This window comes from Synechococcus sp. RSCCF101, assembly GCF_008807075.1.
GTDB lineage: Bacteria > Cyanobacteriota > Cyanobacteriia > PCC-6307 > Cyanobiaceae > RSCCF101.
In genome coordinates this window covers 1,556,526-1,579,208 of record NZ_CP035632.1, presented here as the reverse complement: position 1 = coordinate 1,579,208, position 22,683 = coordinate 1,556,526, and the positions used below count along the sequence as shown (strand labels likewise).

The window sequence follows — 22,683 nt, the reverse complement described above, 5'->3', positions numbered from 1 at the left end:
GGGAGCGAGGCTCCCACCCCGTCAGTCGTAATCGACCATGTCGCCGCCATCCTCGGCCTGCTCCATCAGCATCTGCTTGTAGCGGGCCGCCATCTCCTCGGCCCGGTCGAACACCTTCTGGGGATCGGTGAGCATGTCGCCCGGCTCGGGCTCAAGCGCCTTGGTGGAGAGAGAGATGCGACCGCGCTCGGCGTCGAGATCGATGATCATGACCTTCATCTGATCATTGACATTGAGCACCGAGTGGGGCGTCTCGATGTGCTCGTGGCTGATCTCGGAGATGTGCAGCAGGCCGCTGACACCGCCGATGTCGATGAAGGCGCCGTAGGGCTTGATGCCACGGACGGTGCCGATCACCACTTCGCCCACCTCGAGGCGATTCATCTTGCGCTCCACCAGCGCGCGGCGGTGGCTGAGGACCAGGCGGTTGCGATCCTCGTCCACCTCAAGGAACTTGAGCGGCAGGAAGTCCGCGACCAGCTCCTCCTTCGGCTTGCGGGTGCTGATGTGGCTCCCGGGGATGAAGCCTCTCAGCCCCTCGACCCGCACCAGGGCTCCACCCCGGTTGGTGGCGAACACTTCGCTGTAGATGGTGGCGTCCTCCTTCTGGAGCTGGCGCACCCGCTCCCAGGCCCTCTGGTACTCGATCCGGCGGATGGAGAGGGTGAGCTGGCCATCCTCGTTCTCTTCGCTGAGGATGAAGAACTCGCGGATCTCGCCGGGCTCGAGCACATCGGCCAGCCCCTCGACCCGGTTGATCGAGACCTCGGGCAGTGGCATGAAGGCGGCCGTCTTGGCGCCGATGTCGATCATCGCGCCCTTGGGCTCCAGGGCGAAGACCGTGCCGTTGACGATGTCTCCGGGCTTGAAGTTGTAGTCGTACTTGCTGAGGAGGGCGGCGAACTCGTCGAGGGAGAAGCCGGCGTCGTTGGTGTCCTTCGGCAGGAAACGGCTGCTGCTGTCATCGGCAGCAGGCACATCCTCGGGCACCTCGCTGAGGTCCTCGTGGCCTGCCTCCGCCACCTCCGGTTCGGGCTCGGTGTGAAGCTCCTGCTCCTCGGCCGGAAGGGTGTCGGACGGCGTTGCGGTCATGAATGGCTGGCGGTCTGCCTTCAGGCAGTGAGACATGGGACGCCCATCCGCCCGCCGACGGACTGACGCAAACGTTGATCGTACCGTGCCAGACGTCAGCCGATCATGGCCAGTGAGGCGGCACCCGTCTCGGGTGGCTCATCCCGGTGCAGGCCGTCCAGGGCGGCGACGAAATCACTCACGCCCTGAAACTGGCGGTAGACCGAGGCGAATCGCACGTAGGCCACCTCGCTGATGCAGCGCAGCTTCTCCAGCACCAGCTCACCGATCTCGAGGCTGCTCACCTCCCGGCTGCCCCGCTGCTGGAGCAGCAGCTCGATGTCGTCCACAACCATGTCCAGGCGGCCGGTCTCCAGTCCGGTTTTCTCGCAGGCCCGCAGGAGACCGTGCAGCAGTTTGGACCGGTTGAAGGTCTCACGGGCGCCGTCGCGTTTGACCACGGTGATCGGAACCGTCTCGACCCGTTCGTAGGTGGTGAAGCGAAAGGTGCAGTTGAGGCATTCACGTCGCCTGCGCACGCTTCGCCCTCCGTCGGCTGCCCTGGATTCGAGCACCCTGCTGTCTGTGTGTTGGCAGGAGGGACACTCCATCCCCGGTCCGTGCTGATGCAGAAGCCTGCAGATTGTAAGCAGGCAGCATCTGATTGCCCAGAAGCGTGATGCAGCCGCTCCATCCAGGCCGATCCAGACAGCAAAAAGCCCCGCACGTGGGCGGGGCTGGATGGGATCAGCAGACGGGAGAGGTTGACCGCTCCGTTGCCGGAGAGGCTCCGCGTCTGGGGATCATTTCCCGATCTTCGGGGGGTCGCGGAAGGCGATGGCGAAGAAGAGGGTGGCGATCGCCAGGGTCAGGATGAGGATGTACGCGAAGCTCTCCATGGAAGGTCTCCTGAGGGTGGGTCAGCTGAGGGGGGTTCCCGCTGGAGGTGTGTAGCCCTCCGGCAGACGGCGAGTGCTCTGGTCGCCCAGTTTCTGGAACAGGCCGAACTCGACCTGTTCACCGAGATCGGGATCGATGCCCGCGAACACGTCCCTGTAGAGGGTGCGTGCTCCGTGCCAGATGTGCCCGAAGAAGAAGAGCAGGGCGAAGGTGGCATGGCCGAAGGTGAACCAACCGCGGGGTGAGCTGCGGAAGGTGCCGTCGGAGTTGTAGGTCTCCCGATCGAACTCGAAGGCCTCACCGAGCTGGGCCTTGCGAGCCAGACGCTTCACGTCGGCGGGATCGGTGAAGGTCTGCCCGTTCAAGGCACCGCCGAAGACGGTGGCCGTCACGCCCTGCTGCTCGATCGAGTAGCGGGCCTCAGCACGACGGAAGGGGATGTCAGCCCTGACGACGCCGTCACTGTCCTCGAAGATGACGGGGAAGTTCTCGAAGAAGTTCGGCAGCCGGCGCACTTCGAGGTCGCGTCCGTCCTTGTCGGTGAAGCTGATGTGGCCCAGCCAGCCGGTGGGTAGGCCGTCACCGTTGACCATCGGGCCGACGCGGAACAGGCCGCCTTTGGCCGGGCTGTTACCGACGTAGTCGAAGAAGGCCAGCTTCTCGGGAATCGAAGCGAAGGCTTCGCTGCGGGTGGCCCCTTCGTCCATGGCCGTCTGGACGCGGCGGTTGATTTCAGTCTTGAAGTAGCTCTGGTCCCACTGGAAGCGGGTCGGCCCGAAGAGCTCGATCGGAGTGGCGGCACAGCCGTACCACATGGTGCCGGCCACGATGAAGGCGGCGAAGAACACAGCGGCGATGGCGCTGGCCAGAACCGTCTCGATGTTCCCCATGCGCAGGGCCTTGTAGAGGCGTTCCGGCGGACGGGTGGTGATGTGAAAGACGCCGGCGATGATGCCGACGATGCCGGCGGCGATGTGGTGGGCCACGATGCCGCCTGGATTGAAGGGATCAAATCCCTCCGGCCCCCAGGCCGGTTGGACGGCCTCGATGTGGCCGGTGACTCCATACGGATCGGACACCCACATCCCCGGACCGAAGACCCCGGTCAGGTGGAAGGCGCCGAAGCCGAAGCAGCCCAGGCCGGCCAGGAGGAGGTGGATCCCAAAGATCTTGGGAAGGTCGAGTGCGGGCTCACCGGTGCGGGGGTCCTGCCAGATCTCGAGATCCCAGTAGGTCCAGTGCCAGATGGCCGCCAGGAAGAGGAGACCGCTGAAGATGATGTGTGCAGCGGCGACTCCCTCGAAGCTCCAGAAGCCGGGGTCCACCCCGGTCTCTCCGGTCACGCTCCAGCCACCCCAGCTGCCGGTCACACCCAGACGGGCCATGAACGGCATCACGAACATGCCCTGACGCCACATGGGGTTCAGGACAGGATCGGAAGGATCGAAGATGGCCAGTTCGTAAAGAGCCATCGAGCCGGCCCAGCCGGCGACGAGGGCGGTGTGCATCAGGTGCACGGCCAACAGTCGGCCCGGGTCGTTGATGACCACGGTGTGCACCCGGTACCAGGGCAATCCCATGGGGGTTTCAGGTCCGAGGAACGAAATCGGCTTCCGTCTGCTGCGGAAGCGGCACTGCCTGGGCCGGAGCCGTTGAAGAGGTGGGCCCAGGGAAATGCAGGGCTGAGCGTAATGGCTCCCGGGCGTGGGATGGGGGCCTCTCCCATGCCCTGACATGAGCCGTGATGCGCCCGTTCCCGGGCATCACACAATGGGTCTCCGCCGTGGAGTGGTCATGCCTGTGATCCGTTTCGTCCGCGAGGGCCGCGATGTGCCCTGCCTGCCGGGCGAGAACCTGCGCGAGGTGGCTCTCCGCGCCGGCGTCGAGCTCTATGGCTGGAAGGGCCGCCTGGGCAACTGCGGCGGCTGTGGCCAGTGCATCACCTGCTTCATCGCCGTCGATGAGTCCACTCAGGTGGAGGCTCTCTCGCCGCGCACGCCGGTGGAGGATCTCAAGCTCCGCAGGCGGCCTCCCCAGTGGCGTCTGGCCTGTCAGGCCCTGGTGAACCGCTCGCTGATCGTGCTGACCCGGCCCCAGGCGGATCTGCCCAATCGCGAGTCCCTGCTCGAGGCCGCCAGGCGGGCTCCCCTGCCGGATGGACCGGAGCTGCCGGAGGGGCTTGTGACCGCTCCCGATGCCGGTGAGCTCGAGTCGGAACCGGAGACCACAGCCGAGTCGTCCGCCCCTGACGCGGACGACTGACGCGCCCCGCAACAAGCGGCGACGGTTGTCCGGCGGCACGGTTCAGCGGTGATACGGTCGTGGCCCGCCGCTGACTCCTCACCCCATGGAAACGAACGATCTGGGCTTCGTGGCCAGCCTGATGTTCATCCTGGTGCCGGCCGTCTTCTTGATCATTCTTTACATTCAGACCAACAGCCGTCAGGCCTGACGGCTGTTGGTCTGGTGGTGGTCCGGCATGAGCTGGCTCAGGCGCTGAGCGTCCCGCCCCGGATGAGCAGAACGGGTGCCGGTGCATGCACCCGGATGTAGTCGCTCACCGAACTGCCAAGAAGCCGGTCCAGGTCGACCAGTCCCCTGGCAACCAGAGGCCGCCGGTCCTGGGAGGCGATCACCACCAGATCAGCCCGGCAGGATTCGGCGGCCTCGCACACGGCCCGCCCCACATCCCCCGTGACGTGCATCGGTTTGAGCTCCACGCCGAGGGTGCGTGCGCGTTTCACGGCCGCCTCGAGAACGGCATCGGCCGGCTGGGACCCGCCTCGGGTCGGCGCCAGGTCCCTCCGGCTCACATGCACGCCGGTCAGGGTGCCTCCCGGGATGTCGCGCACGAACTGACAGGCGATTGAGAGGGCCTCGGACCCCACGCCTGTCCCGTCCACCGCCACCATGACACGGTTCACGTGACGCACGTAAAGGTCGTCGCGCACCAGGAGCATGGGCCGGGTGGAGAGCTGGAAGACGTATTGACTGGCGCTGTTGGCCAGGATCGACTGCAGGCGTCCCAGGCCGCGGGAGCCCATCACGATCAGATCCGCATCCACCTCATCGGCCACCTTGAGAACGGTCTGCTTGGCGTCGCCCTGGCGGATCAGCGTGTTCACGCGCCCGGGCTCCAGCCCGATGCGGCTGACGGCCTCTGAAACAAGGCCTTCGGCCTCGCGCCGATGCCCCTCGACCGTTTCCGCGCCCTGTTCGCCCACCACGTGGAGCAGGTTGAGTCTGGCCTCCCGCAGCTGGGGCAGATCCAGCAGCATCCGGACCATCTCCTCGACATGACCCTGGCCGGAATCGGCGATCAGAAGGTTGCGGAACACGGCTGTCACAGGACTGTGAGGCAGCCTATGGCTGTTTCCCCTCCCCCCTGCCCATGGCACAAGCTCCCGTCATAGAAGAGGGGTGGTGCCTCCGCAGAACGGTTCTTCCCCAGCACGCGGATCACGCCGGGGTCATGTGGCACGGCGCCTATCTGGCCTGGCTCGAGGAAGCGAGGGTGGGGGCGCTCGAGCAGGCCGGGCTGCCCTATCACCGGCTTGTGAACCAGGGCGTGGAGCTTCCCGTGGTCTCGCTGCGCCTGGACTACCGCCAGCCTCTGCTGCTGGGGGATGCGGTGGAGGTGCGGAGCCACCTGCGACCGCGGCGGGGGGTGCGGCTTCATTTCGTCAGCCGGATGCTCTCGCCACGGGGTGGTGTGGCCGCGGAAGCCGAAGTGGTGCTGGCGCCCGTGGCCCAGACCCCTGCGGGTCCGGTGGTGATCAAGCGACTTCCCACCGAGCTCCGCTCGGCCCTGGAGACCCTGGAGACGAGACAGCGAACCGTGCGACAGTAGTACTTCTGTATTGGTATTTGTGCCATGTCCGACGTCCGGGAGTCTGGATGTGCCCATCGGCGTCCCTCCTGGTCCCATCGTCAGCGGGTCTGGTGGTGGTTTTCCTCCTGCTGCCCCGGTCTCGGCAGTCGGAGGCTTGCGCAGCTGCTCAGGGCCTACCCCGATCTCTCGCAGGCCTGGCAGCTCACGCCTGAGGCGCTGATCTCCCGGATGGACTGGCCGGCCCGGCTGGAGGCGACGCTGGCCTCTCACCGGCGCCCGGGAATGCCGGAGGGCCTGGAGCCGTCGCTGCCGACGCGCTGCCTGCTTCCGGGGGACCCTGCCTTCCCCGGGTCCCTGCATGGTCTGGAGCGAGTCCCGCTGGCGCTGTTCTGGAGGGGGCGCGGCAGCCTCTGGCCCCTGCTGCGTCAGCGTCAGGCCGTTGCCGTCGTCGGGACCCGCCGGGCATCGCCCAACGGACTGTCACTGGCGCGGGCCATCGGCCGCGAGCTGGCGTTGGCCGGCTGGCCCGTGGTCAGCGGACTGGCTGAGGGGATTGATGGAGCCGTTCACAGGGGCTGTCTGCAGGCCAACGGGGCCCCGGTGGCCGTGCTGGGCACCCCCCTCAGCCGGGCCTACCCCCGTCACCACGCCGCGCTCCAGGGGCAGGTCGGTGCCGCCGGTCTGCTGGTGAGTGAACAGCCGGAGGGTGCCCGGGTTCAGGCCGGCCACTTCGCAGCCCGGAACCGCCTGCTGGCGTCCTTCTGTCGTGCCGTGGTCGTGGTGGAGTGTCCCGAGGCGAGTGGGGCCCTGCATTCAGCCCGGATCGCGCTCGCTGAATCCCTGCCTCTCTGGGTGGTGCCGGCCGACCCGGGCCGGCGCTCGGCCGCCGGCAGCAATGCCCTGCTCAATGAGGGGGCCAGGGCGCTGCTGGATCCGGCTGATCTGACCCGCGCGCTGGGGCGGGGGCCACTGGCCCGAGCCACGGCTGTCCCCGGAGGCAGCAGCCGGTCGCCGGCCACGCCTGTGGATGGGGCGGCCGATGAGGTGCTGGCCGCGATCGGCCATGGTGCGGATCGCGACACGCTGCAGCAACGCCTGAGCATGGGCTCTGAAGACCTCACCCGATGGCTCGTGGAACTGGAGCTCGCCGGGCGCATCGTCGCTCACCCCGGCCTGCGCTGGTCGCGTCCATGAGGTCGCAGCCACCGCCCGGGGATGGAGTCTCGCTGGAGGCGGAGCGGCTGTTGGCCTGGCGCCGCAGGCTGCTGCGGGACGGTGGCTCGCCGGCGGAGCTCGACTGGTTGCTGGATCTGGCGGGGGGCCTCGGATGGAGGGACCTCCAGCACCTGCATCTCGATCCCGCCCGGACCGTTCGGCTGCGCCTCACGCTCGCGGAGCTCGAGGAGCTCTGGTGGCGTCACCGCCGCCAGAGGATTCCGCTCCAGTACCTGGTCGGACGCTGCCCCTGGCGCGATCTGGTGCTGGCCGTTGCGCCGGGGGTTCTGATCCCGCGCCAGGAAACCGAGCTGCTGGTGGATCTGGCGCTGGATCGGGCCGCCAGGCTACCGGACTCACCGGGGAGCCCGGCGCGCCTCCGCCACTGGGCTGATCTCGGTACGGGGTCCGGCGCCATCGCCGTGGCGCTCGCCCGGGCCCTTCCCACCTGGCGGGGCGCGGCCGTGGACTGTGAGCCCGCGGCGCTCGAGCAGGCCGGCGCCAACATCCGACGGCTGACGGACCCGGCCCTGGTGACGCTGCACTGCGGCCGGTGGTGGCAGCCGCTGCGGACGCTCCTGGGGCAGCTGGACCTGGTGGTCGCCAATCCTCCCTACATCCCGTCGGCTGAGGTGGAGCGTCTGGAGCCGCTGGTGCGGGACCGGGAGCCGCGGGTGGCCCTCGATGGGGGCCCCGATGGGCTGACCGCGATCCGGGACATCGCGTCCGGCAGCGGCGTGGCCCTGGTGCCTGGCGGCTGGCTTCTGCTCGAGCACCACCACGACCAGAGCGCTGCCGTTCTGGAGCTGCTGCGGCAGGCCGGCCTGGTGGACGTCACCTCCGCCCATGATCTGGAGGGCCGGTGCCGGTTCGCCCTGGCACGTCGGCCTCCGTCCGTGGGGGTGCAGCAGGATGGCTGAGACAACGCCTCCTGCAGGACCCATGGCCCGCGCCTGTTCGGCAGACGTGCTGGCCGAGCACCTCGCCTCCGGCTCCCCGGCACTCTTCCCCACCGACACGGTGCCGGCCCTGGCGGCCGCACCCGGGGCGGTGGCCCAGCTCTGGGCGCTGAAGGAGCGACCCCGCGACAAGCCGCTGATCCTGATGGGGGCTGCCCCGGAGGTGCTGTTCGAGGCCCTGGAGGTGCCGGTTGAACCGGCCTGGCGGGACCTGGTCGCGGCGCACTGGCCCGGCCCGCTCACCCTGGTGCTTCCCGCGCGGGGGGCCTGCCTCAACGCGCTCAATCCCGGCGGCAGCTGCCTCGGCCTGCGCATACCGGCCTCGGCCGCTGCCCTCGCGCTGCTCCGGCAGAGCGGGCCGCTGGCCACCACCAGTGCCAACCGCTCCGCCCAGCCGCCCTGCCTCAGCGCTGCGGCAGCGCAGCGGGCCTTCCCCGATGTGCCGCTGCTCGCACCGCTGCCGTGGCCGGCTGGAAGCGGACTGGCCAGCACCGTCGTGGTCTGGCAGCCGGATGCGGCCGGCCCATCGGATGTGCCATGGCGGGTGCTCCGGCAGGGCTCGCTTCGGCTCGAACCGGCCCCGACCGCCGCCACCCGAACTCAGGAGGGGGGCTGATGCTCTGGCTGGCCGTGTTCGTTCTGCTGATGCAGCAGAGCTACGCCCTCTTCGTGGCGCCCCTGATGGATCTCGCCATCCCGCTCACTCAGACCGGCTGGCTGGTCTGGGTGCTGCTGGGGATCGCGATCTGGGGCCTGTCCGTGCGGGACTGACGGCCGACAGGTGCTGACCAAGCCGGCTAACGGATTTGAACCGATGACCTTCGCTTTACAAAAGCGCTGCTCTACCGCTGAGCTAAGCCGGCCTCACGACACATTATCCCGCGCTCTGTCTCCCAGCGCCGGAGCGATGGCCGGTGTGAGCGACCACAGCAGCAGCTCCAGTCGGTTCCGGCAACCGCTTTTGCCCAGAGCACTCGAGAGGTGGCTCTCGATCGTTCGCGGGCTCAGCACGAGCCGTTCAGCCATGGCCCTGTTCGACAGGCCGCGCTGAAGCAGGCGCACCACCCTGGCCTCGGCGGGTGTGAGCGCGTCGGCTCCCGGGTCGGGGAGGGCGGGACCGGCAGCGGTGGTCATGGAGGAATCGATCTCTCTGGGAGGGATTCCCCACGCCGGCGGCGCTCCGGACCACGCCGGACCGGTTCAGCGGCTGCGGCTGACCCGGTTGCCCGGGGTGCTCAGGGGCCGACGGATCGGCAGGTTGGCCACCAGGGCGGTGACGCGGTCCTCCGTCTCCAGGCTCACATCGCCGTGGTCGACGTCGATCTCCACGTACTTGGCCACCACCGCCATGATCTCCTTGCGCATCTGCTCGAGCAGCTCGGGATTGAGGTCGCTGCGGTCGTGGGCGAGAACCAGCTGCAGGCGCTCCTTGGCCCGCACCGCGCTGGCCGGCTGCTGGCCGAGCAGCTTGGCGATGAACTCACGCAGGGTCATGGGTCAGAAGAGCTTCTTGGACATCAGCCGACTCAGCCGCGCTCTCAGCCCCTGATCGGCGTCAGCGGGGTCCATCAACGGGATCGCCTCACCGCCCAGGCGGCGGGCGATGTTGAGGAATGCCGTGGCCGCGGGCGATCGGCTGCCGTTGAGCGTGAGCGGTTCGCCCCGGTTGGTGGAGACGATCACCTTCTCATCCTCCAGCACCAGTCCGAGCAGGGGCAGAGCAAGGATGTCGGTCACGTCGCTGACCGAGAGCATGTCCTGACTGGCCATCATCGTGGGACGGACCCGGTTGAGCACCAGTTGCACCGGGGACACCTGCTGGGTGTTGAGCAATCCGATCACACGATCCGCGTCACGCACGGCGGAGACCTCGGGCGTGGTGATCACGATCGCCTCCTCAGCCGCTGCCGCCGCGTTCTTGAAGCCGTCCTCGATCCCGGCCGGGCAGTCGATGAGCACGTAGTCGTACTGACGCCGCAGCAGATCGACGATGCGGCACATGTCGGCCGGCTTCAGCCACTCCAGCATGCGGGGGTTGCCCGCCGGCAGCAGCGCCAGCTCCGGCTCCTGCTTGTGCTTCACAAGGGCCTGCTCCAGCCGGCAGCTGCCGGCGAGCACCTCCTGGGCGGTGTAGACGATCCTGTTCTCGAGGCCGAGCAGCAGGTCCAGGTTGCGCAGACCGAAATCGGCATCGAGCACCACCGTGCTGCTGCCCAGCCGGGCGAGCGCCAACCCGAGGTTGGCGGTGAGTGTCGTCTTGCCGACGCCTCCCTTGCCGGAGCAGATCAGGATGATGCGGGACTGGGACGCCACGGATTCGCCGGGATTGGCACGACATTAAGGCCCCTGCCCGGAGGCTCTGCCCTGTGCTGCCCGGCGGTCGGTGACGCGTGGCATCCAGCCGGGGTCGGCAGGCTCGATGCGGATCTCGCCGTCGCGAACGATCGCCTGCTCCGCCATTCCGGGTGGTGGAGCATCGTCGGGTCCCCGTGCCACCAGCTCCGCGATGCGCAGCTGCACGGGCCGCAGTTGCAGAGCGCTGATGCGGGCCGTCCGGTCGCCATCGCGGCCGGCATGGGCCACGCCCCGCAGCCGTCCCCAGACCAGGATGTCGGCGCCGGCGCTGAGGGTGGCACCGGGGTTTACATCCCCGAGCAGCAGAACCGAGCCATCCACCTGCAGGTGGTCGCCGGAGCGCAGGGTTCCGGTGTGCATGGCGATTGCGTTCGCCCTGCCGGCGTCGCTCAGCGCCGCCTCCTCCCGCGTCGCCTCCGTCTCCCGCTCGATCGGCGCACCGATGGCGCGACCCGCCACCAGGGTCCTGGCGCAGGCGGTGCGGATGGCGATGAGGGGATGACCGGCCTTCTCAAGCCAGGTCTTCAGATCGCGCAGCTCTGCGGTGCCCAGCCGCCTGCGGCCGGTCTGAATCATCAGCGGGGCACCGGGCGGCAATCCCGGCAGAGCGTGGTGCACGTCCTCATGCCAGGGCCTGGCCCCTCCGTCGGGGATCGTGAGCGTCAGCCCTGGCTCAGGCACCCCGCTCCGGTTCCCCGCCTGTCGCCTCTCCGGGTCGGCTGACGGCATCGGCGCGGCGGCGGCGGACACCGGATCCAAGCAGAACCTCCCGGGCCCCGCTCAGCTCCGCAGTGATCTCGCGCGGGTGCAGCAGCCAGGCGAGGGCCGTGGGCGTCATCAGCGTCGCCACGAGTCTGGAGCGCGTCTCCAATGGATGCACCGCCTCACCGTCCCACACCTGCAGGCCTCCCCGGTACGGGGCGTAGCCGCGGCTGCTCTGCCGGTGCAGATCGCAGCAGAGGGCGGGGTCCAGGCCCCGCTCACGACTGAGGCTGCTTGCCGTGCGGAGCAGCTGATCCTGCTCATCCGCCGCCAGCTCGCTCACATCCAGCGCCTTCAGCAGGCGTCGATCCAGCAGGCGGGCGCTCAGCTCGTTCAGGGGAGCCGGACCGTCCTCCCGCCAGCGGAGCAGGTGGTAGCCCAGCCGCAGATCGTCCTGGGCGAGATAGCTGGCTACGTCGAGCGGTGGATCCGGCCAGAGCCAGCGCGCCATGACGCGGTCGCAGTCCACAGCCTCCGGCCCCAGGCGCCGGGCCCAGCCCACCACCTGGTTGAGCAGCCAGTTGCAGACCACATTCAGGCGGTGGTTGTAGACGCTGCGATACATCAGATCGCGCACGAGCAGGTAGTGCTCCGCCGCCATCACGCCCTTGGCATGGATGGCCAGGTGCCCATCCGGGGCCAGTGTCAGAGCCGAGATCAGGCGATCCAGATCCAGCTGGCCGTAGCGGGCACCGGTGCTGTGGCTGTCCCGGAGCAGGTAGTCGAGCCTGTCGCAGTCCAGCTGGCTGCTCACCAGGCTGCCCACCACCGGATGGGGGCTCCGCCCATGCTCCAGCAGATCCGCCACCTGGCCTGCGAGCTGAGGGGCGTGGCTGTCGAGGCAGCGCCTCACCTCCGGCTGTTCCCGGATGATGCGGGCCGACCAGTGCTCATGCCGCATCCCGAACATCGCCTCGCCCGCGTGGCTGAGGGGGCCGTGCCCGATGTCGTGCAGCAGCGCGGCCGCATAGAGCAGGGCCTGATGCGACTCGAGGGCGGGGTCCAGCCGCATGAGCTGACCCAGGGCCCGACGGGCGAGATGCAGCACGCCGAGGCTGTGGGTGAAGCGGCTGGATTCGGCGCCGTGAAAGGTGAGAAAGGCCGGCCCGAGCTGACGGATCCGACGCAGACGCTGAAAGGGCGGCGTGTCGATCAGTGCCGTGGCCAGGCGCTCGGCCGGCCGGTCGCGGGCCAGGCTGATCGCCCCATGCAGGGGGTCGTGATACGTGCGGCAGCCGGCCGTCATGGCTGGGCGTCGGTCCGATCCGCCTCGTCCGTGGCCAACGCCGGCCCTGAGTCCGGCTCGGAGGTTCCGGATTCCAGCCGGCGCACGAGCATGCGCTCGGCCGCCCGCAGCCAGCGGTCCTCCTCGCTTCCGGGAACCAGCACCTCCTCGTCCTCCAGCACCTCGTCCGGCACGATGCCGGTGATCTGGATGTCACGACCGGCCGGAGTCAGATAACGCGCCACGGTGATGGCCAGACCGCTCCCGTCGCTCAGAGGGATCAGGCTCTGGATCAGGCCCTTGCCGAAGCTGGTCCGGCCCATCAGCGGCGATCGATCGGCATCCTGAAGGGCACCGGCCAGGATCTCGCTGGCGCTGGCGGTGCCTCCATTCACCAGGGTCACCATCGGACCGTCGTAGGCCTGCTCCGCGTGGGCGGAGAGCAGCTCGTCGATTCCCTCCCGGTTTCTGGTCTCCACGATCGGGACGCCTACGAGGAAGGCGTCCGCCACCGCCAGCCCGGCTTCCACCAGGCCGCCGGAGTTGTTGCGCAGATCGAGGATCAGCCCCTCGATCCCCTTGCCGGAGAGATCGGCCAGGGCCTGGATGAGCTGATCGGGCACGCCCTCGCTGAACTGGGTCAGGCGCACGTAGCCGAAGGTGTGGCCATCCAGTCGCACGCGACGGCTCCGCACCGGACGCAGATCGACCTGGCGTCGCTCCAGGGTCACCTCCGTCGTTTCACCCGGTGCTGCGCCCGGATCACGCAACTGCAGGATCACCTGTGTGCCGGCCTCCCCCCGCAGGCGGGCGGCTGTGGTCTCCAGGCCCAGAACGCTCACGGAGGCACCATCCACCGCGATCAGTTCCGTGCCGCTCTCGATCCCGGCTTCCGCCGCGGGGGAGCCTTCGAGCGGCGCGATCACCACCACCGATCCCTGCTCGCCACGAACCCCGAGCTGAAGCCCCACACCGCTGAGATTCCCCTGGGTGCTGGAGCGCAGAGCGGCGTAGTCCGCCGGCCTGAGCAGACGGGTGTAGGGGTCCCCGAGCGGCATCAGCATGAACTCGATGGCCTCGTAGGCATCGGAGCTGGTGACGATCGATCGCTCCAGGGCCTTCTGTCGCAATCGGCGCCAGCGCACCGCCTCCAGGCGGTCCGGATCCACATAGCCCTGGGACACGAGCCTCCAGGCCTCCACCACCAGGGCCTGGGCGTCGCTCAAGCCCGCGGCGGGCAGCGGCTGCAGCAGCAGCACGGCCACCAGAACCCAGGACATGAATCCGCTCAGGAGCCCCCTGGGCCCCGGGCTGATGTCCAGGCCCCGGAGCCTGTCCGGCCGGCTCCTGCCGGGGCTGTGGAATGGGGTGAAACGGAGACTCACGCCGCTGAGAGGGGATCGGTAGACTCTCGCAACCCTTGCGCCCCCCTGCATGGCGAATTCGTCCCCCGTCTACGACTGGTTCCAGGAGCGACTGGAAATTCAGGACATCGCCGACGACATCTCCTCCAAGTACGTCCCGCCCCACGTCAACATCTTCTATTGCCTGGGCGGCATCACCCTGGTGTGCTTCCTCATCCAGTTCGCCACGGGGTTCGCGATGACGTTTTACTACAAGCCCACCGTGGCTGAGGCCTACACCTCGGTGCAGTACCTCATGACTGACGTGAGCTTCGGCTGGCTGATCCGCTCGGTGCACCGCTGGAGCGCCAGCATGATGGTGCTGATGCTGATCCTTCACGTCTTCCGCGTGTATCTGACCGGCGGCTTCAAGCGCCCGCGGGAGCTCACCTGGATCACCGGGGTGACGATGGCCGTGATCACCGTGTCGTTCGGTGTCACGGGCTATTCCCTCCCCTGGGATCAGGTCGGCTACTGGGCCGTGAAGATCGTGAGCGGCGTTCCTGCAGCTATCCCTGTCGTGGGCGACTTCATGGTTGAACTGCTCCGCGGTGGTGAAAGCGTCGGTCAATCGACCCTGACTCGCTTCTACAGCCTTCACACCTTCGTCATGCCGTGGCTGCTGGCGGTGTTCATGCTGATGCACTTCCTGATGATCCGGAAGCAGGGCATCTCCGGTCCCCTCTGACCGCTTCATTCGCTCATCCCAGCTGGGAGCCGGCTGGCATCACGGTGAACACCTGTTTCATCCTCTGATGCATGCTCCTGTTCCCAGCCAGACTTTCTTCCTCTTCCACGCGTCACCGGCTGACGCCCACCGGCCCGAACTTCTGGTCCTGTTCAGCGAGTTCCACGCCATCCCCACCGCTTGAGCCATGCACATCCTCAAGAAGCCCGATCTGTCTGACCCCAAGCTCCGCGCCAAGCTGGCCAAGGGCATGGGCCACAACTATTACGGCGAGCCCGCCTGGCCGAACGACCTTCTTTACATCTTTCCCGTCGTCATCCTCGGCACGATCGCCTGCATCGTCGGCCTCGCTGTCCTCGATCCGGCCATGCTCGGCGACAAGGCCGATCCGTTCGCCACGCCTCTTGAGATCCTGCCGGAGTGGTACCTCTACCCGGTCTTCCAGATTCTCCGGGTCGTTCCCAACAAGCTGCTCGGCATCGCCCTCCAGACCCTGATCCCTCTCGGTCTGATGCTGGTGCCCTTCATCGAGAGCTTCAACAAATTCCAGAACCCCTTCCGCCGTCCTGTGGCCATGGCCGTGTTCCTCGGCGGAACCCTGGTCACCATCTATCTCGGTATCGGGGCCGCCCTTCCGATCGACAAGTCCCTGACCCTGGGCCTGTTCTGAGACCAGGCTTTCAACCCTGCTGATCTGAACCTCCGACCGTCCGCAGAGCCTGCGGGCGGTTTTTTTATGGCTCCGCAGCGGCGGAGCCGACGCTGGCATCCAGGTCGAAGAGCTGCACGTCGGCGGTGTTTCTGCGCAGGAAGTGGTGCAGCAGCAGAAACCCCACGATCGTCCAGGTCTGGTAAGTGCGCGACTGCTGGCCCACCCAGGTGCCTGTGGGGCCGTCGAAGTACTCAGCCCACTGCTGACGCGGCAGCTGGTTGAGCTGGGCCCAGTAGCACTCCTCCACCATGCTGCGGATCTGACCGAGCAGGAGCACATCGGCCTCGGGATGGAGCTGCTCGTGCAGCAGGGCAGCGGAGGTGAAGAACCAGAGCAGACTCGGCCAGTGGCCACCGTTGTGGTAGCTCCAGGGCCAGTTCTTGGGATCGGAGCCCGTCTTGTTGCTCCATTCGATGCCTTCCATTGGTGGATGACAGATGCGCATCGGCATCTGGGCCATCAGGTGCTGGCGGTTGTGCAGCACCAGCCGGAACAGGGCCCGCTGCTGGGCCGCCGTCAGCAGGCCGAACAGGCAGGCCAGGGAGTTGCCCAGGCTGTAGAAGCGGAAGTCCGGCCGGCCGGTCCGCATGTTGCCGATCAGGTAGCCGCCCCGGTTGTCGAGCCACTCCTGCAGCCAGGGCGGGATCACCTGAGGCTGCACGTTGAACTCGTTCTGATGCTGCAGATCGCCGTACTGCTCGGTGGGGCGCCGCCGGAGCACCTGCAGCGTCTTGCTGGTGACCCAGTAGTGCTTGAGCAGGAACAGCCGCAGATCGTGCAGCCACTGGTGTGTCACCGCCAGCCGCTGCTCCAGCAGGCGGCTGCGGTGCTGACGCTGGGCCAGCTCCATCAGCTGACAGCAGCTGCGCAGACAGCCGAACAGCAGCACCTCCACCTCCAGCGGGGCGCCCCAGACGTCCATGGGACGGTCAATCATGAAGGCGCAGTCCGGCACGAACAGCACCGGTGTGCCCTCGAACGTGGGGTGGAGCACCAGGTCGAGCAGCATCTGCACGCCGCGCTGCACGGACTGGCTGGTGCCGAAATCCACATCGCCGCTCCGTTTGACGTAGAGCCAGCAGAGGATCGGCCACCACAGGCTGGCGTCGACCGAGGTGATGCGTCCGATCGAGCGCTGGCCGTAATCCGCGATCAGCTGCCCGTCCTCCTCGACGAAGCTCGTCGGGAAGACCCCCCGGGTCTGGAAGCTGGAGCTCTGAAGCTGCAGGCACACCTCCAGGAAGTGGCGCACGATCCCGTAGCGCCCCTGGAGCAGCAGGTAGATCATCACCGGGACGTTGTCCCTGAGGAAGATCTCCCCGTAGTTCAGGGCCTCGTCACGCTGAGGGTGCTCCAGGGCGGCCACCGATCCGGCCAGCTGCCCCCCACCTGGACCAGCGTTTTCTCGAAATGCTCCTGGGCCCGGCCCACGATAGTGCCCTCACGCGAGTTGGGGCGAACCCGCAGGCGCTCCTGACTGAAGTGCAGTGCCATGTCCCGAGGCTAGGTCTGCTTGCCGATGCAGCCCTCAGGTGCATGCCGTCGTACCCCGGGGCTGGCCGTTTGGGCCCTGGGCGAACGCCCTGAGCGGCTGACCCCGTCCCGGTCCCAGGGCTGCTACCCAGGCCAGCCTTCCAGCCGGAGGTATTGCTGCCATCTGACTTGTCCCGGGGCATGTGGGGGTGTGTGTTGTTGCGGTAGCGGGGGTGATGGTGTTATGTTCTTGGGTCTGCGCGAGAGCGAGGAGCCGCGAGGTTCTGAGCTTGAGAGCAGCTCTCTGGATTGTGAGTGACGGTGACCGCTGAGAGGCGGAGGAGCGTTGCGAGCGGTTCTGGGAGACGGGAGCCGATGGAATGGCCTGTGAGGGCGGTTCGGTTGTGCTCCTGGGCCTGCGAGCCGGACAAGCGAGCGAGAGCGAGCGCGACGGTGTTGTAGGTTCTACAAGCGACCGGGATGACCGGTCCGAGCCACGGGAGCCTGGAGAGCAGGCGAGCGTGGCGCACCTGGACAACCAAGAAGTTTAGGAACTGACGCTTCTACCGCGTCATGGCCTCTGACCTGTGTGGTGAGGGAGCTGTGATGAGAATGCGGTGGAGGTGTGAGGTCCCGTCAAGAAAGAAACGCGATATTGCCGCGTTGCACCTGCTGCTGAGCTGGTTCTCACGATCAGTCGGTAGCGAGATAATGGTGCGAGGCGGAGGTATCAAACCGGATCTGAGATCCGGGTCAAGCATGATCAGTTGAGCGAGAGTTGAACTGGTTGGAATGCTGTTGTAGCCATTGTTATGAGAATAATGATGGAGAGTTTAGGCGACAACTATCATGTTGCTTTTTGGAGCAGCCGTGATGGGTGGAAGGCCGGCCACATCGAGCCGAGGTTGATCGAGCACTGATTGAGCCGAAAGGCTGAGTGAGTGATTGGTTGAATTTGGTGCAGGGATGTGAGTTTACAACGGAGAGTTTGATCCTGGCTCAGGATGAACGCTGGCGGCGTGCTTAACACATGCAAGTCGAACGAACCTTCGGGTTAGTGGCGGACGGGTGAGTAACGCGTGGGAATCTGCCCTCAGGAGGGGGATAACAGTTGGAAACGACTGCTAATACCCCATATGCCGCGAGGTGAAATGAATTTCGCCTGAGGATGAGCCCGCGTCTGATTAGCTAGTTGGTGTGGTAAGAGCGCACCAAGGCATCGATCAGTAGCTGGTCTGAGAGGATGATCAGCCACACTGGGACTGAGACACGGCCCAGACTCCTACGGGAGGCAGCAGTGGGGAATTTTCCGCAATGGGCGAAAGCCTGACGGAGCAACGCCGCGTGAGGGAAGAAGGCCTCTGGGCTGTAAACCTCTTTTCTCAAGGAAGAAGATCTGACGGTACTTGAGGAATAAGCCACGGCTAATTCCGTGCCAGCAGCCGCGGTAATACGGGAGTGGCAAGCGTTATCCGGAATTATTGGGCGTAAAGCGTCCGCAGGCGGCCTTTCAAGTCTGCTGTTAAAACGTGGAGCTTAACTCCATCATGGCAGTGGAAACTGTTGGGCTTGAGTGTGGTAGGGGCAGAGGGAATTCCCGGTGTAGCGGTGAAATGCGTAGATATCGGGAAGAACACCAGTGGCGAAAGCGCTCTGCTGGGCCATAACTGACGCTCATGGACGAAAGCCAGGGGAGCGAAAGGGATTAGATACCCCTGTAGTCCTGGCCGTAAACGATGAACACTAGGTGTCGGGGGAATCGACCCCCTCGGTGTCGTAGCCAACGCGTTAAGTGTTCCGCCTGGGGAGTACGCACGCAAGTGTGAAACTCAAAGGAATTGACGGGGGCCCGCACAAGCGGTGGAGTATGTGGTTTAATTCGATGCAACGCGAAGAACCTTACCAGGGCTTGACATCCTGCGAACCTCTGGGAAACCGGAGGGTGCCTTCGGGAACGCAGTGACAGGTGGTGCATGGCTGTCGTCAGCTCGTGTCGTGAGATGTTGGGTTAAGTCCCGCAACGAGCGCAACCCACGTCTTTAGTTGCCAGCATTCAGTTGGGCACTCTAGAGAGACCGCCGGTGATAAACCGGAGGAAGGTGTGGATGACGTCAAGTCATCATGCCCCTTACGTCCTGGGCTACACACGTACTACAATGCTACGGACAAAGGGCAGCGAACTCGCGAGAGTCAGCAAATCCCATAAACCGTGGCTCAGTTCAGATCGTAGGCTGCAACTCGCCTACGTGAAGGAGGAATCGCTAGTAATCGCAGGTCAGCATACTGCGGTGAATACGTTCCCGGGCCTTGTACACACCGCCCGTCACACCATGGAAGTTGGCCACGCCCGAAGTCGTTACTCCAACCCTTGTGGAGGAGGACGCCGAAGGTGGGGCTGATGACTGGGGTGAAGTCGTAACAAGGTAGCCGTACCGGAAGGTGCGGCTGGATCACCTCCTAACAGGGAGACAAACAAGATCGTGATGTCAGTCGTTTTTGTACTGACCATGATCGTGTCACCTTAGGTCGATCGGTACCTCAGCATGACTTGCATGAGTGAGTCATGATCAGTTCCTGAACTTCGTCTAGGTCACCCCGCAACGGGTCCTCCTGGGCCATTAGCTCAGGTGGTTAGAGCGCACCCCTGATAAGGGTGAGGTCCCTGGTTCAAGTCCAGGATGGCCCATTCGTGATTGGGGGTTTAGCTCAGTTGGTAGAGCGCCTGCTTTGCAAGCAGGATGTCAGCGGTTCGAGTCCGCTAACCTCCACTGACGCTTGACCGCCGCGCGTGAGTGTGGAGGAAACGTAGGGTGACGAGACAGGTGGACAGCTGAGAAGGAATTCAGCATTGTTCCATGCCTGAGAGGGTTGGAAGAATGCTGGACTCTGCCTGGTTGCGCAAGCGATCAGAGTTTAGTTCAGCGGAACCTTGACAACTGCATAGGTGAGTCTGGAAACAAGCATCTCATGGAAGGTGTTCTGTTGACGGCTTGGGGGATAGCGATCAGCGAAGCAATTCGCTGATCAAAGTTTCTAAAGTTGAGAACGGAGCATCAAATTCTTGAGTTGAGTCTCCATGAGCTTCATCAGAGATGATGGAGCGGAATGGTCAAGCTACAAAGGGCTCACGGTGGATACCTAGGCACACAGAGGCGATGAAGGACGTGATTACCTGCGATAAGTCTCGGGGAGCTGGAAGTACGCTTTGATCCGGGAATTTCCGAATGGGGCAACCCCTAGTACGACCATCTGAATCCATAGGGTGGAACGAGCCAACCCGGCGAACTGAAACATCTTAGTAGCCGGAGGAAAGGAAAGTAAAAACGACTCCCTCAGTAGCGGCGAGCGAACGGGGAAGAGCCTAAACCAATGCTTTCGAGCATTGGGGTTGTGGGACAGCGACATGGACCTGGGAGGTTAGTGGAAGCGTTTGAAAGGCGCGCCAGAGAGGGTGAAAGCCCCGTACGCGAAAACCGAACAGGCCTAGCTGGATCCCGAGTAGCACGGAGCACGTGGAATTCCGTGTGAATCAGCGAGGACCACCTCGTAAGGCTAAGTACTCCTGTGTGACCGATAGCGCAACAGTACCGCGAGGGAAAGGTGAAAAGAACCCCGGGAGGGGAGTGAAATAGAACATGAAACCGTGAGCTTACAAGCAATGGGAGCCCGACTGATCGGGTGACCGTGTGCCTGTTGAAGAATGAGCCGGCGACTTATAGGCACTGGCAGGTTAAACCGAAAATGGTGGAGCCAAAGCGAAAGCGAGTCTGAATAGGGCGTTAGTCAGTGTTTATAGACCCGAACCCGGGTGATCTAACCATGGCCAGGATGAAGCTTGGGTGATACCAAGTGGAGGTCCGAACCGACTGATGTTGAAAAATCAGCGGATGAGCTGTGGTTAGGGGTGAAATGCCAATCGAACCCGGAGCTAGCTGGTTCTCCCCGAAATACGTTGAGGCGTAGCGTCTGGTGCTCCAGCAGGGGGGTAAAGCCACCGTTTCGGTGCGGGCTGCGAGAGCGGTACCAAATCGAGACGAACTCTGAATACCCTGTGTGAAGCCAGGCAGTCAGACTGTGGGGGATAAGCTCCATGGTCGAAAGGGAAACAGCCCAGACCGCCAGCTAAGGTCCCTAAATGAACACTAAGTGATAAAGGAGGTGGGATTGCACAGACAACCAGGAGGTTTGCCTAGAAGCAGCCATCCTCAAAGGAGTGCGTAATAGCTCACTGGTCGAGCGATCCTGCGCCGAAAATGAACGGGGCTAAGTGTTCTACCGAAGCTGCGGATTCATTGAATGGTAGGGGAGCGTTCCATGTAGGGTGAAGCGTTAGCGTAAGCGGGCGTGGACAGCATGGAAGTGAGAATGTCGGCTTGAGTAGCGAAAACATGGGTGAGAATCCCATGCCCCGAAACCCTAAGGGTTCCTCCGGCAGGCTCGTCCGCGGAGGGTTAGTCTGGACCTAAGGCGAGGCCGAAAGGCGTAGTCGATGGACAACAGGTTAATATTCCTGTACCGGTTATGTTTTGGGAAGGGGGACGGAGAAGGCTAGCCAAGCCAGATGTTGGTTACTGGTTCAAGCGTTCGAGGCGTTGAGGAGTGGAGAAAACACTCTGAGCTGAGGCGTGAGTACGAGCTGCTACGGCAGCGAAGTTGGTGATGTCAAGCTTCCAAGAAAAGCCCTATACCCGTTAAGGCATAACTGCCAGTACCCGAAACCGACACAGGTGGGGTGGTAGAGAATACCGAGGGGCGCGAGGTAACTCTCTCTAAGGAACTCGGCAAAATGGCCCCGTAACTTCGGGAGAAGGGGTGCCAGCGAGAGCTGGTCGCAGTGAAGAGGCCCAAGCGACTGTTTACCAAAAACACAGGTCTCCGCTAAGTCGCAAGACGATGTATGGGGGCTGACGCCTGCCCAGTGCCGGAAGGTTAAGGAAGCTTGTCAGCGTAAGCGAAGCGAGCGACTGAAGCCCCGGTGAACGGCGGCCGTAACTATAACGGTCCTAAGGTAGCGAAATTCCTTGTCGGGTAAGTTCCGACCCGCACGAAAGGCGTAACGATTTGGGCGCTGTCTCGGAGAGAGGCTCGGCGAAATAGAATTGTCTGTGAAGATGCGGACTACGTGCACCCGGACAGAAAGACCCTATGAAGCTTTACTGTAGCTTGGTATTGTGCCCGGGCTCTGAATGCGCAGGATAGGTGGGAGACGTTGAACCATTGCTTGTGGGTGATGGTGAGTCACTGGTGAGATACCACTCTTTCAGAGCTAGGGTTCTAACCCTTACCCGTTATCCGGGAAGGGGACAGTATCTGGTGGGCAGTTTGACTGGGGCGGTCGCCTCCTAAAAGGTAACGGAGGCGCGCAAAGGTTCCCTCAGGCTGGTTGGAAATCAGCCGACGAGTGCAAAGGCAGAAGGGAGCTTGACTGTGAGACCTACAAGTCGAACAGGGACGAAAGTCGGCCTTAGTGATCCGACGGTTCTGAGTGGAAGGGCCGTCGCTCAACGGATAAAAGTTACTCTAGGGATAACAGGCTGATCTCCCCCAAGAGTTCACATCGACGGGGAGGTTTGGCACCTCGATGTCGGCTCATCGCAACCTGGGGCTGAAGTCGGTCCCAAGGGTTGGGCTGTTCGCCCATTAAAGCGGTACGCGAGCTGGGTTCAGAACGTCGTGAGACAGTTCGGTCCATATCCGGTGCATGCGCAAGAACATTGAGAGGATTTCTCCCTAGTACGAGAGGACCGGGAGGAACACACCTCTGGTGTACCAGTTATCGTGCCAACGGTAAACGCTGGGTAGCCATGTGTGGAGCGGATAACCGCTGAAAGCATCTAAGTGGGAAGCCCACCTCAAGATGAGTGTTCTCATGGCATAAGCCAGTAAGGTCACGGGAAGAACACCCGTTGATAGGCTCTACGTGGAAGCTTGGCAACAAGTGAAGCGGAGGAGTACTAATAGACCGAGGGCTTGACCAATCCCCAATGGGGACGTGACGCAAGCACGTGAGAGCTTGTTTTCAGGCGAGAAACCATTCCTTCTGGTGGAACCCAGACGGTTGGTTCATACCTATGCAGCTTTCAGGGTT

At 64.5% G+C, this 22,683-nt stretch carries 20 protein-coding genes, 3 tRNA genes, 2 rRNA genes and 1 pseudogene; 13 read left to right on the top strand and 13 right to left on the bottom strand.

Going from position 1 to position 22,683, the window contains the following annotated elements:
* Window positions 1-21 precede the first annotated feature (21 nt).
* From EVJ50_RS07665 to psbB, 4 genes are all read right to left on the bottom strand, one after another.
* Window positions 22-1,092, bottom strand: coding sequence for a 30S ribosomal protein S1 (locus tag EVJ50_RS07665; RefSeq protein WP_150883258.1), 1,071 nt, complete (start codon window positions 1,090-1,092; stop codon window positions 22-24).
* A gap of 95 nt (window positions 1,093-1,187) precedes the next feature.
* Window positions 1,188-1,682, bottom strand: coding sequence for a transcriptional regulator NrdR (nrdR, locus tag EVJ50_RS07660; protein ID WP_150883257.1), 495 nt, complete (start codon window positions 1,680-1,682; stop codon window positions 1,188-1,190).
* A 192-nt stretch (window positions 1,683-1,874) separates the two neighbouring features.
* On the bottom strand, window positions 1,875-1,970 hold the full coding sequence (locus tag EVJ50_RS07655) for a photosystem II reaction center protein T (RefSeq protein ID WP_006042122.1): 96 nt from the start codon (window positions 1,968-1,970) through the stop codon (window positions 1,875-1,877).
* A gap of 21 nt (window positions 1,971-1,991) precedes the next feature.
* Window positions 1,992-3,551: a photosystem II chlorophyll-binding protein CP47 gene (psbB, locus tag EVJ50_RS07650; protein WP_150883256.1), complete on the bottom strand. Its 1,560-nt coding sequence runs from the start codon at window positions 3,549-3,551 to the stop codon at window positions 1,992-1,994.
* Window positions 3,552-3,765: 214 nt separating this feature from the next.
* Between psbB and EVJ50_RS07645 the strand changes: the two genes are divergently transcribed.
* Window positions 3,766-4,233, top strand: a complete 468-nt coding sequence (locus tag EVJ50_RS07645) for a 2Fe-2S iron-sulfur cluster-binding protein (protein ID WP_150883255.1) — start codon at window positions 3,766-3,768, stop codon at window positions 4,231-4,233.
* 85 nt (window positions 4,234-4,318) lie between these two features.
* Window positions 4,319-4,423 carry a photosystem II reaction center protein PsbM gene (psbM, locus tag EVJ50_RS07640; RefSeq protein WP_150883254.1) on the top strand — a complete coding sequence of 35 codons (105 nt, stop codon included), beginning with the start codon at window positions 4,319-4,321 and terminating at the stop codon, window positions 4,421-4,423.
* 37 nt (window positions 4,424-4,460) lie between these two features.
* Here psbM and EVJ50_RS07635 read toward each other — a convergent pair whose 3' ends face one another.
* Window positions 4,461-5,309 carry a universal stress protein gene (locus EVJ50_RS07635; protein ID WP_150883253.1) on the bottom strand — a complete coding sequence of 283 codons (849 nt, stop codon included), beginning with the start codon at window positions 5,307-5,309 and terminating at the stop codon, window positions 4,461-4,463.
* Between the two features lie 134 nt (window positions 5,310-5,443).
* On the opposite strand from EVJ50_RS07635, the gene EVJ50_RS07630 reads away from it, so the two are divergent.
* From EVJ50_RS07630 to EVJ50_RS14600, 5 genes are all read left to right on the top strand, one after another.
* A complete protein-coding gene (locus EVJ50_RS07630) occupies window positions 5,444-5,821 on the top strand; it encodes an acyl-CoA thioesterase (RefSeq protein WP_370455465.1) in 378 nt (125 codons plus the stop codon).
* A 210-nt stretch (window positions 5,822-6,031) separates the two neighbouring features.
* Complete coding sequence (locus EVJ50_RS07625; RefSeq protein WP_225322851.1) at window positions 6,032-6,997, top strand: DNA-processing protein DprA; 966 nt, start codon at window positions 6,032-6,034, stop codon at window positions 6,995-6,997.
* The gene (gene prmC / locus EVJ50_RS07620; protein ID WP_150883250.1) at window positions 6,994-7,938 is read left to right on the top strand and encodes a peptide chain release factor N(5)-glutamine methyltransferase; all 945 of its coding nucleotides are present in this window, start codon (window positions 6,994-6,996) and stop codon (window positions 7,936-7,938) included. The genes EVJ50_RS07625 and prmC overlap by 4 nt, the downstream gene beginning before the upstream one ends.
* A 22-nt stretch (window positions 7,939-7,960) precedes the next feature.
* Complete coding sequence (locus tag EVJ50_RS07615; RefSeq protein WP_150883249.1) at window positions 7,961-8,593, top strand: L-threonylcarbamoyladenylate synthase; 633 nt, start codon at window positions 7,961-7,963, stop codon at window positions 8,591-8,593.
* The gene (locus EVJ50_RS14600; protein WP_191964718.1) at window positions 8,593-8,748 is read left to right on the top strand and encodes a hypothetical protein; all 156 of its coding nucleotides are present in this window, start codon (window positions 8,593-8,595) and stop codon (window positions 8,746-8,748) included. The genes EVJ50_RS07615 and EVJ50_RS14600 overlap by 1 nt, the downstream gene beginning before the upstream one ends.
* Before the next feature lie 20 nt (window positions 8,749-8,768).
* On the opposite strand, the gene EVJ50_RS07610 is transcribed toward EVJ50_RS14600, so the two are convergent.
* From EVJ50_RS07610 to ctpZ, 7 genes are all read right to left on the bottom strand, one after another.
* Window positions 8,769-8,840, bottom strand: a tRNA-Thr gene (locus EVJ50_RS07610).
* Between the two features lies 1 nt (window position 8,841).
* The gene (locus tag EVJ50_RS07605) at window positions 8,842-9,111 is read right to left on the bottom strand and encodes a helix-turn-helix transcriptional regulator (protein ID WP_150883248.1); all 270 of its coding nucleotides are present in this window, start codon (window positions 9,109-9,111) and stop codon (window positions 8,842-8,844) included.
* Window positions 9,112-9,177: 66 nt separating this feature from the next.
* Window positions 9,178-9,471 carry a cell division topological specificity factor MinE gene (minE, locus tag EVJ50_RS07600; protein WP_150883247.1) on the bottom strand — a complete coding sequence of 98 codons (294 nt, stop codon included), beginning with the start codon at window positions 9,469-9,471 and terminating at the stop codon, window positions 9,178-9,180.
* 3 nt (window positions 9,472-9,474) lie between these two features.
* Entirely contained in the window at window positions 9,475-10,290 is an 816-nt protein-coding gene (gene minD / locus EVJ50_RS07595) for a septum site-determining protein MinD (protein ID WP_150883246.1), read from the bottom strand.
* A 24-nt stretch (window positions 10,291-10,314) separates the two neighbouring features.
* Window positions 10,315-11,013 (bottom strand): septum site-determining protein MinC, encoded by a 699-nt coding sequence (gene minC / locus EVJ50_RS07590; RefSeq protein WP_225322850.1) that lies wholly within the window; start codon window positions 11,011-11,013, stop codon window positions 10,315-10,317.
* Window positions 11,006-12,340 carry an HD domain-containing protein gene (locus EVJ50_RS07585; RefSeq protein WP_150883245.1) on the bottom strand — a complete coding sequence of 445 codons (1,335 nt, stop codon included), beginning with the start codon at window positions 12,338-12,340 and terminating at the stop codon, window positions 11,006-11,008. The genes minC and EVJ50_RS07585 overlap by 8 nt, the downstream gene beginning before the upstream one ends.
* Complete coding sequence (gene ctpZ, locus EVJ50_RS07580; RefSeq protein ID WP_225322849.1) at window positions 12,337-13,599, bottom strand: carboxyl-terminal processing protease CtpZ; 1,263 nt, start codon at window positions 13,597-13,599, stop codon at window positions 12,337-12,339. Before ctpZ ends, EVJ50_RS07585 begins: the two co-directional genes overlap by 4 nt.
* A 154-nt stretch (window positions 13,600-13,753) precedes the next feature.
* Here ctpZ and petB point away from each other — a divergent pair, with 154 nt between their 5' ends.
* The gene (gene petB / locus EVJ50_RS07575) at window positions 13,754-14,410 is read left to right on the top strand and encodes a cytochrome b6 (RefSeq protein ID WP_150883243.1); all 657 of its coding nucleotides are present in this window, start codon (window positions 13,754-13,756) and stop codon (window positions 14,408-14,410) included.
* Between the two features lie 187 nt (window positions 14,411-14,597).
* A complete protein-coding gene (gene petD, locus EVJ50_RS07570) occupies window positions 14,598-15,080 on the top strand; it encodes a cytochrome b6-f complex subunit IV (protein ID WP_150883242.1) in 483 nt (160 codons plus the stop codon).
* A gap of 64 nt (window positions 15,081-15,144) precedes the next feature.
* Here petD and EVJ50_RS07565 read toward each other — a convergent pair.
* A pseudogene (locus EVJ50_RS07565) lies at window positions 15,145-16,616 on the bottom strand (glycoside hydrolase 100 family protein).
* 955 nt (window positions 16,617-17,571) lie between these two features.
* Here EVJ50_RS07565 and EVJ50_RS07560 point away from each other — a divergent pair.
* From EVJ50_RS07560 to EVJ50_RS07545, 4 genes are all read left to right on the top strand, one after another.
* Window positions 17,572-19,056, top strand: a 16S ribosomal RNA gene (locus EVJ50_RS07560).
* Between the two features lie 151 nt (window positions 19,057-19,207).
* A tRNA-Ile gene (locus tag EVJ50_RS07555) sits at window positions 19,208-19,281 on the top strand.
* A 9-nt stretch (window positions 19,282-19,290) separates the two neighbouring features.
* Window positions 19,291-19,363 (top strand) — tRNA-Ala (locus EVJ50_RS07550).
* Window positions 19,364-19,702: 339 nt separating this feature from the next.
* A 23S ribosomal RNA gene (locus EVJ50_RS07545) occupies window positions 19,703-22,573 on the top strand.
* Together the 16S and 23S rRNA genes with 2 tRNA genes alongside form the textbook arrangement of a ribosomal RNA operon.
* Window positions 22,574-22,683 lie beyond the last annotated feature (110 nt).

What these genes read in the sequence shown, in the direction of transcription:
- EVJ50_RS07665 (WP_150883258.1), bottom strand. Translation starts at nt 1,092, where the DNA reads ATGACCGCAACGCCGTCCGACACCCTTCCGGCCGAGGAGCAGGAGCTT.
- nrdR (WP_150883257.1), bottom strand. Translation starts at nt 1,682, where the DNA reads ATGGAGTGTCCCTCCTGCCAACACACAGACAGCAGGGTGCTCGAATCC.
- EVJ50_RS07655 (WP_006042122.1), bottom strand. Translation starts at nt 1,970, where the DNA reads ATGGAGAGCTTCGCGTACATCCTCATCCTGACCCTGGCGATCGCCACC.
- psbB (WP_150883256.1), bottom strand. Translation starts at nt 3,551, where the DNA reads ATGGGATTGCCCTGGTACCGGGTGCACACCGTGGTCATCAACGACCCG.
- EVJ50_RS07645 (WP_150883255.1), top strand. Translation starts at nt 3,766, where the DNA reads ATGCCTGTGATCCGTTTCGTCCGCGAGGGCCGCGATGTGCCCTGCCTG.
- psbM (WP_150883254.1), top strand. Translation starts at nt 4,319, where the DNA reads ATGGAAACGAACGATCTGGGCTTCGTGGCCAGCCTGATGTTCATCCTG.
- EVJ50_RS07630 (WP_370455465.1), top strand. Translation starts at nt 5,444, where the DNA reads ATGTGGCACGGCGCCTATCTGGCCTGGCTCGAGGAAGCGAGGGTGGGG.
- EVJ50_RS07625 (WP_225322851.1), top strand. Translation starts at nt 6,032, where the DNA reads ATGGACTGGCCGGCCCGGCTGGAGGCGACGCTGGCCTCTCACCGGCGC.
- prmC (WP_150883250.1), top strand. Translation starts at nt 6,994, where the DNA reads ATGAGGTCGCAGCCACCGCCCGGGGATGGAGTCTCGCTGGAGGCGGAG.
- EVJ50_RS07615 (WP_150883249.1), top strand. Translation starts at nt 7,961, where the DNA reads ATGGCCCGCGCCTGTTCGGCAGACGTGCTGGCCGAGCACCTCGCCTCC.
- EVJ50_RS14600 (WP_191964718.1), top strand. Translation starts at nt 8,593, where the DNA reads ATGCTCTGGCTGGCCGTGTTCGTTCTGCTGATGCAGCAGAGCTACGCC.
- EVJ50_RS07605 (WP_150883248.1), bottom strand. Translation starts at nt 9,111, where the DNA reads ATGACCACCGCTGCCGGTCCCGCCCTCCCCGACCCGGGAGCCGACGCG.
- minE (WP_150883247.1), bottom strand. Translation starts at nt 9,471, where the DNA reads ATGACCCTGCGTGAGTTCATCGCCAAGCTGCTCGGCCAGCAGCCGGCC.
- EVJ50_RS07585 (WP_150883245.1), bottom strand. Translation starts at nt 12,340, where the DNA reads ATGACGGCCGGCTGCCGCACGTATCACGACCCCCTGCATGGGGCGATC.
- ctpZ (WP_225322849.1), bottom strand. Translation starts at nt 13,599, where the DNA reads ATGTCCTGGGTTCTGGTGGCCGTGCTGCTGCTGCAGCCGCTGCCCGCC.
- petB (WP_150883243.1), top strand. Translation starts at nt 13,754, where the DNA reads ATGGCGAATTCGTCCCCCGTCTACGACTGGTTCCAGGAGCGACTGGAA.
- petD (WP_150883242.1), top strand. Translation starts at nt 14,598, where the DNA reads ATGCACATCCTCAAGAAGCCCGATCTGTCTGACCCCAAGCTCCGCGCC.